This window comes from Pseudomonas sp. S1(2024) (assembly GCF_046557535.1).
Map to the genome: position 1 here is coordinate 1 of NZ_JBKGFP010000108.1, position 13,242 is coordinate 13,242.

Annotated in this window: 10 protein-coding genes; 4 read left to right on the plus strand and 6 right to left on the minus strand. The window is 65.1% G+C overall.

The window, feature by feature from the left end:
• Positions 1 to 74: 74 nt before the first annotated feature.
• Genes ACLCGK_RS28815 through ACLCGK_RS28825 form a run of 3 tightly spaced genes read left to right on the plus strand, consistent with a single transcriptional unit; the run spans position 75 to position 3,013 of the window.
• A complete protein-coding gene (locus ACLCGK_RS28815; protein WP_367245606.1) occupies positions 75 to 938 on the plus strand; it encodes a diguanylate cyclase domain-containing protein in 864 nt (287 codons plus the stop codon).
• 17 nt (positions 939 to 955) lie between these two features.
• Entirely contained in the window at positions 956 to 2,317 is a 1,362-nt protein-coding gene (chrA, locus tag ACLCGK_RS28820) for a chromate efflux transporter (RefSeq protein WP_410953429.1), read from the plus strand.
• A gap of 27 nt (positions 2,318 to 2,344) precedes the next feature.
• A complete protein-coding gene (locus ACLCGK_RS28825) occupies positions 2,345 to 3,013 on the plus strand; it encodes a class I SAM-dependent methyltransferase (protein WP_061550938.1) in 669 nt (222 codons plus the stop codon).
• Between the two features lie 44 nt (positions 3,014 to 3,057).
• Here the strand turns inward: ACLCGK_RS28825 and quiC are convergent, their stop codons facing one another.
• Positions 3,058 to 4,965: a 3-dehydroshikimate dehydratase QuiC gene (quiC, locus tag ACLCGK_RS28830; protein ID WP_038409298.1), complete on the minus strand. Its 1,908-nt coding sequence runs from the start codon at positions 4,963 to 4,965 to the stop codon at positions 3,058 to 3,060.
• A 310-nt stretch (positions 4,966 to 5,275) separates the two neighbouring features.
• Between quiC and ACLCGK_RS28835 the strand changes: the two genes are divergently transcribed.
• A complete protein-coding gene (locus tag ACLCGK_RS28835) occupies positions 5,276 to 6,649 on the plus strand; it encodes an MFS transporter (protein ID WP_015269950.1) in 1,374 nt (457 codons plus the stop codon).
• Between the two features lie 274 nt (positions 6,650 to 6,923).
• On the opposite strand, the gene ACLCGK_RS28840 is transcribed toward ACLCGK_RS28835, so the two are convergent.
• The 5 genes from ACLCGK_RS28840 to ACLCGK_RS28860 all read right to left on the minus strand — a co-directional run bounded on the left by ACLCGK_RS28840 (position 6,924) and on the right by ACLCGK_RS28860 (position 13,168).
• On the minus strand, positions 6,924 to 8,336 hold the full coding sequence (locus tag ACLCGK_RS28840) for a DOPA decarboxylase (RefSeq protein WP_410953430.1): 1,413 nt from the start codon (positions 8,334 to 8,336) through the stop codon (positions 6,924 to 6,926).
• 181 nt (positions 8,337 to 8,517) lie between these two features.
• Positions 8,518 to 9,462, minus strand: a complete 945-nt coding sequence (locus ACLCGK_RS28845) for a LysR family transcriptional regulator (RefSeq protein WP_085619196.1) — start codon at positions 9,460 to 9,462, stop codon at positions 8,518 to 8,520.
• Positions 9,463 to 9,636: 174 nt separating this feature from the next.
• The gene (locus ACLCGK_RS28850) at positions 9,637 to 10,347 is read right to left on the minus strand and encodes a YebC/PmpR family DNA-binding transcriptional regulator (RefSeq protein WP_013972055.1); all 711 of its coding nucleotides are present in this window, start codon (positions 10,345 to 10,347) and stop codon (positions 9,637 to 9,639) included.
• Between the two features lie 97 nt (positions 10,348 to 10,444).
• On the minus strand, positions 10,445 to 11,836 hold the full coding sequence (locus ACLCGK_RS28855) for an FAD-dependent oxidoreductase (RefSeq protein WP_410953431.1): 1,392 nt from the start codon (positions 11,834 to 11,836) through the stop codon (positions 10,445 to 10,447).
• 15 nt (positions 11,837 to 11,851) lie between these two features.
• Positions 11,852 to 13,168: an MFS transporter gene (locus tag ACLCGK_RS28860; RefSeq protein WP_003259277.1), complete on the minus strand. Its 1,317-nt coding sequence runs from the start codon at positions 13,166 to 13,168 to the stop codon at positions 11,852 to 11,854.
• Between the last annotated feature and the right edge of the window lie 74 nt (positions 13,169 to 13,242).

Consider the following 13,242-nt stretch of genomic DNA (forward strand, 5'->3'; position numbering starts at 1 on the left):
CCCACAGCGGCGCCTACCGCATTTTGTTCCATTTCAGGCTATGATCGGTGACCCCGCCGCGGACGCCATGCCCCATGCCCGTAGACCTGCAAGCGTTATACCCCAGGCTGATCCACCTGATGCTGGACACGGTGTTCGTGGTTGACAGGGGCAACCAGATCATTTTCGTCAGCGATGCCTGCGAGGCGCTGCTGGGCTACCAGGCCTGCGAGCTGATCGGCACCCCGATCACCGACTACATGCACCCTGACGACCTGGCGATTACCCGCGCGTCGATCGTACGGGTGATGAACGGCCAACCCCATTACGACTTCCGTAACCGCTACATCCGCAAGGATGGCAGTATCGTGCATATCCTGTGGTCGGCCTCCTGGTCCGATGAGGCCAATGCCCGCATTGGTGTAGCGCGGGATATCACCGCCCAACACCAGGCCGAGGAAGAATTGCGTTTCCTGGCCCACCATGACCCGCTGACTCGCCTGGCCAACCGGGCCATGTTCAATGAGCGGCTGGGCACCGCACTTGTCGCGGCCCGGCACCACAACCATCCGCTGGCGTTGCTGTTCATCGATATCAATGACTTCAAGGATATCAACGACAACCACGGCCACAGCGTGGGTGACCGGGTGCTGTGCACCCTGGCGCGGCGCCTGGAAGGCTGCGTTGGGGCGACCGATACAGTGGCGCGGATGGGCGGTGACGAGTTCACCGTGCTGTTGACCGACTACGCCTCACCAGAGGCCATTGTCGAGCAGGTGGCACGTATCCTGGCAGCCATGGCCGAGCCACTCGGCGCCGAGTTTGCAGGCATCGGAGCGCCGTCCTGCAGCATTGGCGTGGCCCGTTTCCCCGAAGACGGCAATGATGCCGACATGCTGCTGCGCCATGCTGATGGCGATATGTACCGGATCAAGCGACAGCGCGCTGCGGCCAGCTGAATACCAAAGGGAAGAAAATGACGGAACACCTGCAAGGCACCGCCGAGCAAACGCGTGGTCACATCAGCCGGATCGAGGCCTTGCTGTTCTGGCTGAAGCTGGGGTTCATCAGCTTCGGCGGCCCGGCGGGGCAGATAGCGATCATGCATCAGGAACTGGTGGAGCGGCGCCGCTGGATCAGCGAGCGGCGCTTTCTGCATGCCCTCAACTACTGCATGCTGCTGCCTGGCCCCGAGGCCCAGCAACTGGCCACCTACATTGGCTGGCTGATGCACCGCACCTGGGGCGGGGTGATTGCCGGCACCCTGTTCGTACTGCCGTCGCTGTTCATCCTGATCGGCCTGTCGTGGGTCTATCTGGCCTGGGGCGAAGTGCCGGTGGTGGCTGGTATTTTCTACGGGATCAAGCCGGCCGTAACCGCGATCGTCGTGCATGCCGCACATCGCATTGGCACGCGCGCCCTGAAAAACGGCTGGTTGTGGGCCATTGCCGCGGCCTCGTTCGTGGCCATTTTCGCGCTCGACGTTCCCTTCCCGCTGATCGTGCTGGCGGCCGCGCTGCTGGGCCATATCGGCGGGCGGCTGCTACCGGGGCAGTTCGCGCCTGGTGGTGGCCACGGCGCAACCAGAGCCAGCCATGGCCCGGCCGTGATCGACGACGACACACCGGCGCCAGAGCACGCCCGCTTCAGCTGGGGGCACCTGCTGGGCCTGCTGCTGGTGGGTGCCGCGCTGTGGCTGCTGCCCATGGGTGTACTGATGGCTACCTTTGGCTGGCAAGGCACCTTGACGCAAATGGGCTGGTTCTTCACCAAGGCGGCATTGCTGACCTTCGGCGGCGCCTACGCGGTGCTGCCCTACGTCTACCAGGGGGCCGTCGGCCATTACGGCTGGCTGTCGCCGACGCAGATGATCGATGGCCTGGCGTTGGGGGAAACCACCCCCGGGCCGCTGATCATGGTGGTGGCCTTCGTCGGCTTCGTCGGTGGCTACCTGCACCCCATGTTCGGCACCGACCAGGCGTTCATGGCCGGCGCGGTAGCGGCGAGCCTGGTGACCTGGTTCACCTTCCTGCCCTCGTTCCTGTTCATCCTGGCCGGTGGCCCGCTGGTGGAATCGACCCACAACGAACTCAAATTCACCGCCCCGCTGACCGGGATAACCGCGGCGGTAGTGGGCGTGATCCTCAACCTCGCGCTGTTCTTCGGCTACCACGTATTGTGGCCGGCCGGTTTCGACGGGCGGTTCGACTGGCCTTCGGCGCTGATTGCGCTGGCGGCGGCGGTGGCGCTGTTCCGTTACAAGCGTGGGGTGATCCAGGTGTTGATAGCCTGTGCCCTGGCGGGGCTTGCCACCCATTTGTTGACCGGGGCACAGTGAAGCATCGCCCGCCCAACGGAGATGAACATGCGCAACCCTGAAGACGCCTTGCTCGACAGCTGGCAGCACAACGCCCAGGCCTGGATCGATGCGGTGCGCAGCGGCAGTATCGACAGCCGTCGCCAGGTCACCGACCAGGCCATCCTGCTGGCCATTCTTGGCCGCCAGCCCGAACGGGTGCTCGACCTGGGCTGTGGTGAAGGTTGGCTGCTGCGCGCGCTGGGCGACCGGGGTGTCGAGGCGGTAGGTGTGGACGGTGACCGGGCGCTGGTGGATGCCGCGCGTGCTGCGGGTTCCGCCGAGGTGCACCTGGCCAGCTATGCACAGCTGGCCGCGGCCCAGGCCTATGTTGGCAAGGACTATGACCTGATCTGTGCCAACTTCGCCCTGTTGCAGCAGGACATCATCCCGCTGCTGGCAGCGATGAATGCGTTACTGGCGCCTGGCGGTGCACTGGTGATCCAGACCCTGCACCCGTGGAGCGTGGCGGATGGCGATTACCAGGATGGCTGGCGGGAAGAGTCGTTTGCCGGGTTCGCCGGGGATTGGCAGGTGATGCCGTGGTACTTCCGCACCCTGGCCAGCTGGTTGAACGCGCTGGACATGGCGGGGTTGCGGCTGGTCAGCCTGCAGGAGCCACAGCACCCCCAGAGTGCGCTGCCACAGTCGCTGCTGTTGGTGGCCGAACGCCCTTGAAGCACACGCGGTCGGTGTAGGAGCGGCCTTGTGTCGCGATGGGCTCAGAGGACCGGCTTGCGCGCCGCCCCGCTGCGGGCCTTGGCCATGGCCGCCAGGCGCACCGCAACGTTGGCCGCACCGTAACCGGCATAACCCCCCTTGCGCTGGATGATCTCGAAGAAGAAACGCTCTTCGAACGGCTCGGTATACACGTGGAACAGCTCGCCGCCCTGGGCATCGCGGTCGTACAGCACGTTGTAGTAGGCCAGTTCGCTGAGGAACTCGTCGTCGAAATCGAAACGCGCCGCCAGGTCGTCGTAGTAGTTCAGCGGGATCTCCAGCAACGGTACCCCGGCCAGTTTGGCCCGCGCCACTTCGCGGAAGATGTCGTCGCAATCGAAAGCGATGTGGTGCACGCCCGAACCACGATAGCTGGACAGCGCATGGGCGATGGCGGTGTTGCGGTTTTCCGAGATGTTCAGCGGCAGGCGCAGGGTGCCGCATTGGCTACGCAGCGCGCGGCTCTTGACCAGGCCGTACGGGTCCGGCAGCACCACTTCGTCATCGGCTTCGAAATCGAACAGGCTCTTGTAGAACAGCACCCAGCTGTCCAGCGACTCGGCCGGCAGGGCCAGGGCCATGTGGTCGATACGGCGCAGGCCGCCGGTGGCGGTGGCGTTCTTGTCCAGGCTGAAGTCGGTGTCGTACAGGGTCTGGCCGGCAGTACCCTGCTCCACCAGGTACAGCAGGCTGCCATCTGGCGCACGTACCGCCGGCACTTCGCACTCGTTGGGCCCGACCAGGCCACGGAATGGCTGGCCACGGAAGGCGGTGGCGCGCTTCAGGGCGGCTTGCTGGTCCTTGACCCGCAGCGCGGTGGCACACAGCGACGGCCCGTGGGCCTCGAAGAAGTTGTGGCCGAAGGAATAGGGTTCAGCGTTCAGCACAATGTTGATATCGCCCTGGCGCAGCAACTGCACCTCTTTGCTGCGGTGCTTGCCGGCATCGGCAAAGCCCAGGCGCTTCAGCCAGCTGCCCAGGCGCGCGCCGACGGCTTCGTCGACTGCAAACTCGAGGAACTCCACGCCGTCATAAGCACTGGCCGCCGGTGGGGTGAACAGCACACCGGGCTCGATCGAGGTACCTTCCTGCTCCAGGCGCAGGCGGGTGTGCTCTTCGAGATACAGCAGCGAACGCAGGCCGTCGGCGGCATTCTGCCGGGGCGGTGCGGCGCGGAAGCCGTCGTTGAAGATTTCCAGCGACAGCGGCCCGCGGTAGCCGGTGGCAAGGATCGGCGCCAGGAAACCGGCCATGTCCATCTCGCCCTGCCCCGGGAAGCAGCGGAAGTGGCGGCTCCACTCCAGCACATCCATGGCCAGGATCGGCGCGTCGGCCATTTGCACGAAGAAGATCTTGTCGCCAGGGATATCGCGGATCGCGCTCGGGTCGCCCTTGAGCGACAAGGTGTGGAAGCTGTCGAGGATCACCCCGAGGGCCGGGTGGTCGGCCTGGCGCACCAAGTTCCAGACCTGCTGGTAGGTATTGACGTGGCGGCCCCAGGCCAGGGCTTCGTAGCCAATGCGCAGGCCGCGTTTGCCAGCGTGCTCGGCCAGCAGGCGCAGGTCGTCGACCAGCAATTGCTCTTCACCCAGGGCATCGGCCTGGACGTTGCTGCACACCAGCACCAGGTCGGTGCCCAGTTCCTGCATCAGGTCGAACTTGCGCTCGGCGCGGTCGAGGTTCTTCTGCAGGCGGTCGCGGCGGCAACCCTCGAAATCGCGGAACGGCTGGAACAGGGTGATGGCAATACCCAGGTCGGCGCACATCTGCCGTACCTGGCGCGGGCTGCCGGCGTAATAGAGCAGGTCGTTTTCGAAGATCTCGACGCCGTCAAAACCGGCGGCGGCGATGGCTTCGAGCTTTTCCGGCAGGGTGCCGCTCAAGGACACGGTAGCGATCGAACGCTGCATGGCGGGAGTTCCTTGTTGTTGGAGGTTGAGGCCAGGGCTGCCTGTACCGGCGATAGGGCCAGACCTGGAAAATCAGGACCACAGTTCCTGGCACGATCGATTATTCGCAGGTAAAGTCGTCGCTTCAATCTCTTTGTACGGAATGGTTAGTTTTGCGTTCGATTATCGAACAAAACCGGTTTTAGCGAATTGCCAGCCCACTGGCCCGTGGTCAACATGAACCACAGACGCAGGCACACCGACCCTCGCCTCCTGCCTTGGCGAATCTCCGGCGGAACCTGTGCAAACAACAATAACAACGGAGACAACGATGGCTCACTCCAGCTCTCAAGCCAAGAAAGCGACTGCCAGTGGATGGATAGGCTCGGCACTCGAGTACTACGACTTCTTCATCTACGCCCAGGCTGCTGCGCTGATTTTCCCGCAGATCTTCTTCCCCAACACCGACCCGAAAATGGCCATCATCGCCTCGCTGGCCACCTACGGCGTGGGTTACCTGGCGCGCCCGGTCGGCGCCTTCGTGCTGGGCCACTGGGGTGACACCCGCGGCCGCAAGAACGTACTGCTGCTGTGCATGTTCCTGATGGGCCTGTCGACCATGGCCGTTGGCCTGCTGCCCACCTACCACGACATCGGCCTGCTCGCCCCGGCGTTGCTGGTGGTGCTGCGCCTGGTCCAGGGCTTTGCCGTGGCCGGGGAAATCTCCGGAGCCAGTTCCATGATCATGGAGCACGCACCGTTCGGTCGACGGGGCTACTACGCCAGTTTCACCTTGCAAGGCGTGCAGGCTGGCCAGGTGCTGGCGGCGGCTGTGTTCCTGCCGCTGGCCTACTTCATGCCCAGCGAAGCCTTCAACGACTGGGGCTGGCGCATTCCGTTCCTGCTGAGCGCCTTCGTGCTGATCGCCGGCTTCATCATCCGTAAGGAAGTGCACGAAACCCCGGCGTTCGTGAAGGAAGAGAAGCAGGACAAGGTCGCCAAGTCGCCGATCAGCGAGGCCTTCCGCCACAGCTGGAAGCACATGGTGCTGGTGATGTTCATGGCCTTGATGAACGTGATCCCGGTGGTCGCCACCATCTTCGGTGCGGCCTACGCGGTGCAGCCGGCCTATGGCATCGGCTTCGACAAGAGCGTGTACCTGTGGATTCCGGTAGTCGGCAACATCGTCGCGGTGCTGGTGATTCCGTTTGTCGGCAACCTGTCCGACAAGATCGGCCGTCGCCCGACCATGATCGCCGGTTGCCTGGGCTCTGGCCTGCTAGCCTTCGTCTACCTGTATGCGATCAGCATCCAGAACGTACCGCTGGCGTTCGCCTCGTCGATCGTGATGTGGGGCATGGTGTACCAGGGTTACAACGCGGTGTTCCCAAGCTTCTACCCAGAGCTGTTCCACACTCGCTACCGCGTTTCGGCCATGGCCATCGCGCAGAACATCGGCACCATGCTGACCGCCATGCTGCCGGCACTGTTCGCCTTGGTAGCCCCGCCCGGTTCGGACAACATCCCGTTGGTGGTTGGTAGCCTGGCGTTCTTCATCACCTGCGTGTGTGCTTTGGCAGCCTACATTGCACCGGAAACCCATCGCCTGGCGATGGAAGACCTGGGTAACCCCGATGCCAAGCCGATGGACAAGACCGCGTATGAGGCTAGCCGTAAAGGGAGCTTTCAGGCGGTGAGCCACTGAGATTGCAGGGGGCTGCTCTGCAGCCCTTTCGCCGGCAAGCCAGCTCCCACCTTGACCGCACAGGCTTCAAGTCTTGTGCGGTTCCTGTGGGTGCCCTTCGCCGGCAAGCCAGCTCCTACCTTCACCGCATAGGCTTCAAGCCTTGTGCGGTTCCTGTGGGAGTCCATTCGCGGGCAAGCCCGCTCCTACCTTGACCGCACAGGCTTCAAGCCTTGTGCGGTCCCTGTGGGAGCTGGCTTGCCGGCGAAAGGGTCGCAACGCGGCCCCGGCAGTTTCAGCCCTTGACCACTTCCTGCAAGCGCGCCCAAAGCTGTTCGACATGCTCCCGCTCGGTCGGCAATGCGCCAATCGACACCCGCACCATCCACCGCCCATCCAGCGTCGCCGGCGTCACATAGGCATCCCCAGACGCATTCAGCCGTTCGGCCCAGCCCTTGGTATGCGCATCCAGCGCCTCCCCTTCCAGCCCCGCCGGCCGATGGCGAATGCACAACGTCTGCAACTGCACCGGCGCCAGCACCTCCCACTCCGTCGCCGCGCCGATTTGCCCGGCCAGCCACTGGGCATTGTCCAGGTCACGCCGCAGCCGTGCCTGCAACGCCTCGACCCCCTCGCTGCGCAGCATGAACCACAGCTTCAATGCGCGGAACCGGCGGCCCAGCGGGATACCCCAGTCACGCAGGTTCTTCACCTCGCCATCCACCGCCGACTGCAGGTAGCTGGGGTTGGTGCTCATGACCCGGATCAGGTGCTGCGGGTCGCGCACGTAGTAGATCGAGCAATCGAAGGCCACGCCCAGCCACTTGTGCGCGTTGACCACCAGCGAATCGGCCAGCTCGATGCCGTCCCACATCCAGCGGCATTCCGGCAGGATCATCGCCGAGCCGGCCATGGCCGAGTCCACATGCAGCCACAGGCCATGGGCCTGGGCGATCTCGCCGATCGGCCGCAGTGGGTCGAGGGCCGTGGTGGCGGTGGTGCCGGTGGTCGCGACCACCGCGCAAGGCTGGTTGCCAGCGGCCAGATCCTGCTCGATCGCAGCCTGCAGGGCCTCCGGGCGCAGAGCGTAGCGTTCGTCGGTCGGGATCAGGCGTATGTTGTCGCGGCCAAAACCGGCCAGCAATGCGGCTTTGTCCACCGAGCTGTGGGCATGGGCGCTGACATAGACGATCAGCGGCTTGGCCTGGGCTTGCAGGCCGCCGTGTACCAGTGCGTAGTCGCTGGCGCGTTCCCGTGCGCAGATCAGCGCCACCAGGGTGCTGGTGGATGCGGTGTCCTGGATCACCCCGCTCCATTGGCCAGAAAGGCCGAGCAGCTGACGCAGCCAGTCGAGGGTGGTTTCCTCCAGCTCGCTCAGGGCCGGGCTGGACTGCCACGAAAGGCCCAGCACGCCCAGGCCAGTGCTGAGGAAGTCACCGAGGACCGACGACAGGGTGCCATTGGAGGGGAAGTAGCCGTAGAAGTCCGGGTGCTGCCAATGGGACAGGCCGGGCATGACCAACTGGTTGACGTCGTCAAGGATCGCTGCGAAAGGCTCGCCTTGCCGGGGGGCCTGTGCAGGCAACGCAGCCTTGAGATAGCCGGGCTCGACCTGGGCCATGACCGGGCGCTCGCCGACGGATTGGCGGTAGTCGGCGATCAGGTCGATCAGTTGGTGGCCGTACTGGCGGAATTGTTCGGGGGTCACCTGGGGTCTCCTGTGGGTTTTTTCGCTGCCTGTGCTGGCCTCTTCGCGGGCACGCCCGCTCCCACAGGTATTGCATCGTTTGTAGGAGCGGGTTTACCCGCGAAGAGGCCGGTACAGGCAACACAATGCCCCAGTCTAGGCACCTATCCCGAAGTGAATAACCCCGCCTCGCGCATACCTGCTATGGCAAACCCGCATGCCCACCCTGCACGCCAAACTGCGACTGGCGCCACAACTCGAACACCCGGTTGCGCAACCAGCGGTGTTCGGCCGAGGCCTGCAGGCGCTGGTGCCACACCACCCAGTAGCGCTGGCTGTGGTCGATGAAACCCAGCGGCCGCCAGGCCAGGTCATGCAGGCGGCACAGCTGCCGGGCGATGTGCTCGGGCACGGTGGCCAGCGCCTGGCTGTTGGCAATCACCTGCACGGTGGCCGAGAAGAACGGCACTTCCAGGCTGACCCGCCGTTGCAGGCCTTGGGCGCGCAAGTGGCGGTCGATGAAGCTGTCCTTGTCGCCTCCGCCGGAAATACGCACATGCTTGTGCGCCAGGTAGTCGGCCTGGCTGAGCGCACCGTGGGCAGCCAGCGGGTGGTCGTGGCGCATCAGGCACACTGCCCGGTCCTCGCCCAACAGCCGACCGTGCAGGTTGGGTGGCGACTCGTCGAACAAGGTGGTGGCAAGGTCGATCTCGCCGCTGGCCAGCAAGGCGTACTGGCCGGCCTGCCAGGTGCGGTACTCCAGCGATACACCCGGCGCTTCGCGCTCCAGCGCCGCCACCAGCAGCGGCAGCATGTGCTCGGCCACATAGTCCGACGCGGCCAGACAGAAGCGCCGCTCGCAACGCGCCGGGTCGAACACCGCGGGCTGGCGCAGGGCGTGCAGCTCCTCGAGAACCTGGCGCAGGGGTTCGACCAGGGCTTCGGCGTGTTCGCTGAGTACGTAACCGCGGCCCTGGCGTACCAGCAACGGGTCGTCGAAGGCTTCGCGCAGGTGGGCCAGCTGGCGGCTGAGGGCGGACTGGCTGACGCCGAGGCGCTCGGCGGCGTGGCTGAGGTTCTTCAGCTGCAGCAGGTGGTCGAGGGTGCGCAGGTGGGCGAGGCTGAGGGAGGCGAAAGCGGGGTTCATACAGGCTCCCTTCTAAAGGATCGACCGGCCCAATCGCCGGCAAGCCAGCTCCCACAGGGTCACCACAACCATCGGGGCTTGTGCTGTACCTGTGGGAGCTGGCTTGTCTGTCACTGGGTCGCAAAACAGCCCCAGACCGGCGATTGGGCCGCAAAGCGGCCCCAGAGAAGCAGATCAGTCAGTCAGGCCAACATAAACGTTCTGCACGTCATCGTTCTCGTCGATGGCTTCGAGGAACGCTTCCACCTCGGCCAGCGCCTCGGCACTCAGGCTGGCCGCGCTCACCGGGTTCTTCGGGGTGTAGCCGATCTTCGCCGAGGTCACGGTGAAGCCGTGCTCCGGCAGGGCCTTCTGCACGGCGTCCAGGTCGGTGGTGTCGGTGATGAACAAGGTCGAACCCTCTTCGTCGCCTTCCTCGAAGTCCTGGGCGCCGGCTTCGATGGCCGCCATTTCCGGGTCGGCGTCGCCGTTCGGGGTGGCTTCGATCAGGCCGACATGGTTGAAGTCCCAGGCCACCGAACCGCTGGCACCCAGCTGGCCCTTGCGGAACAGCACGCGGATTTGCGCGACGGTGCGGTTGACGTTGTCGGTCAGGCACTCGACGATCAGCGGTACCTGGTGCGGGGCGAAACCTTCGTAGCTTACCGCCGAGTACTGCACGGCATCGCCGTCCAGGCCCGCGCCCTTGCGGATTGCGCGCTCCAGGGTCTCGCGGGTCATCGAGGCCTTCTTGGCCTGCTCGATGGCCAGGCGCAGGCGTGGGTTCATGTCCGGGTCGGCGCCGGACTTGGCGGCGATCTGGATCTCTTTGGACAGCTTGCCCATGATCTTGCCTTTGGCGTTGGCCGCGGCTTCTTTATGTTTGGCTTTCCACTGTGCGCCCATGTCGACTCTCTTGTTTCAGCGGCCGGTTCAGGAAGCGACCGGCCAAAAGTGGGTGCAGTTTATACGCCCTCTGGCCTGTGTTCGACAAGAAATCTCATCAGCCTTTATCGGCTTTGCCCGCCGCCGCCGCGAACCGCGCCAACCGCACATCCAGCCTCCGCGGCCGCTGCCCGCGGTCCTCTGCCCGCTCCTTGCGGCGGATGGCATTGCGCACCATCAGCGAGCCCAGGTAGCGGATCGGCTCGGGCGGGAACAGCCCCAGCGGCCCCTTGACCAGCGGCGAACGGGTCCATGGGTTGTCCAGCCCCAGTGCCAGCGACGACAGAATCTGCCCGCCCATGTGGCACGGCCCGACGCCGCTGCCGGAGTAACCAAAGCCGTAGAACACGTTGCCCTGCCCGTCCAGCCGGCCAAAGAACGGCAAACCGGTCACCGAGCGGTCGGACGGCCCGTTCCAGCTGGCCGCCAGCGGCACCTCGGCCAGCGCCGGGAAAAAGCCGCCCAGGCTTTCACGCAGCAGTGGCCGGTACGGCGACGGCTGGTCGAACACCGGCAGCATGCGCCCGCCATAGGCGAAGGTATTGCCGCCTTTGCCGAGCATCAGCCGACCATCGGAGGTGTTGTGGTAGTAATGCACGAAAATCCGCGAATCGAGCACGCTGATGCCGCTGTCCAGGCCGACCTGGTGCAGCAGCTCGGGGCAAGGTTCGGTGATCACCATGTCGCTGGAAACAATCGCCACACTGCGCTCGAACTGCGGGAAAGCCCGCGCCATCCAGGCATTCAGGCCCAATACCACGCGGTCGGCGCGCACCGTGCCATGGGCCGTGCGCACCTGCACCGGGGCGCCGTGCTCCAGGCCGGTCATGGCGGTGCCCTCATGGATGCGCACGCCACGCTGCAAGGCCACCCGGCGCAGGCCGCGCACCAGCTTGCCCGGCTGCACCGTGGCCGCGGCCGGCGAGAACCAGCCTTCCAGGTGCCGCGCCGAACCCGCCAGGCGCTGCACCTGCGGCAGCGGCAGGCGGCGAAACGAATTGATCCCCTTTTGCTCCAGCGCGGCGATCACCGCGTCGGTGGCGCCGACCTGCGCGGCGTTGGTGGCGGTGTACAGCGTGCCATCCAGGCGGTAGTCGCAGTCGATGCCATTGGCCGAGCAGAACGCGCCGATCTCACCGATGCTGCGCTCCGACTCACGCACCAGGCGCACCGCCTCGGCCACCCCGAACAGCCGCTCGAGGGTGAAGTACTTCGCCGACCACGACAACGCACAGCCACCATTGCGGCCACTGGCACCGGCACCGCAGATATCGGCCTCGATCAGCACGATATCCAGGGCCGGCACCGCTTCCTTGAGCATCAGTGCGGTCCACAGGCCGGTATAGCCGCCGCCGACGATGCACACATCGCAACGGGCATCGCCTTGCAGCGGCGGGCACACCGCCTCTTGCGCCGAATCCAGGGCCTGTTGCAGCCAGAAGGGTCTCATTCGCTCGCTTTCCTTTCAGGTACGCAATGGCTTGATTGCCATGCTGGTATTCGGTGCCACGTCGGTGCTTTGCGCAGCGCTGGCCGGGCGGCTGTTCCAGTGCGGCAGCAGCACCAGCGCCGAGAACAGCGCGCAGCCGGCAAACACGATGAACACCGTGACGCCATCGAAGTATCCCGGTAGCAGCCCGCCCAGCACCGCCCCCACCGAGCCGCAGCCGTTGACGAAACCTGCTGCGGTGGCACCGGCCTTGGCGGTGCCGAAGTCGATGGCCGCAGCACCGCTGATCATCGAATCCGGCCCGTACAGGGTCAGGCCCATGACGAACAGCAGGGCCACCACCAGGATCACGCTGCCGGTGTGCATGGCCGCCATGAATGCCGCCAGCGCCACGGTCAGCAGCACCAGGCTGATGACACAGGCCGGCATGCGCCGGGCGCCGAACAGCTTGTCGGAGGCCAGGCCGATGATGATCGGGCCGAGCAGCCCGGCCAGTTCGAAGGCTGTCGGGATGATCGCTGCCCCCACCTTGCCCACCGAGGGCATCTGCTCGAAGACGATCACCGGCCCCCACAGCAGGATGGCGTAGCGCGCCGGTTTCAACAGGAAGTACGCCAGCCCCAGGGTCAGCACCGTGCGGTTGCGCATGATCTCCTTCAGGGGCGCCCACACACTGCACAGGTTGCCGGCCGGGGCCATGCTCTGCGGCTCGGGCTCCACCGCCGGCAGGCCGACGTCTTCAGGCTTGTTGCGCTGCAGGAAGAAGAACAGCACGGCCACCAGTGCCACCACCGCGGCACTGGAGAAGAACGCCGCGTGCCAGGTACCGACCAGGGTATAGGCCCACCAGCCGGCGAACGGCGAGGCCACCAGGCCGCCGAAGGCATAGCAGGAACTCCACAGGCCCAGCACCCGCCCACGCTGCGACGCCGGGAAGAAGCTGCCGATGTTCTTGCACAACCCGGCCCAGCCGGTGGATTGCGCCAGGCCCTGCACCAGCATGCAGGTGGCGAAGATCGGGAATGTGGCGTAACTGCCCATCACCACCGCCGCAACAGCAGAAATCAGCAGGCCGCCGAGCACCACCACGCGTGGGCCAAAGCGGTCGGCAAGCATGCCCCAGGTGAACTGCCCCACGGCGTAGGCGGCCAGGTAGATGGCGTCGAGGTTGGCCATGGCGGCCTTGTCGAGCATGAAGTCGGGGTCTTCACCGATGCCCAGCTTGGCCACCGAGAAGGCCTTGCGGGTGAAGTAGAAGGCGGCGTAGGCCAGCCAGGTAATGGCGAAAATCTGGATACGCCAGCGTTTGAACGCGGCTAGGGATTGGTTCATGTAAGTCTGACCTCTTGCTTGAGTGTGCCGGCAGAATGTGAAGAAACGCCTGTCTTGTTCTTGTGTTACGCACA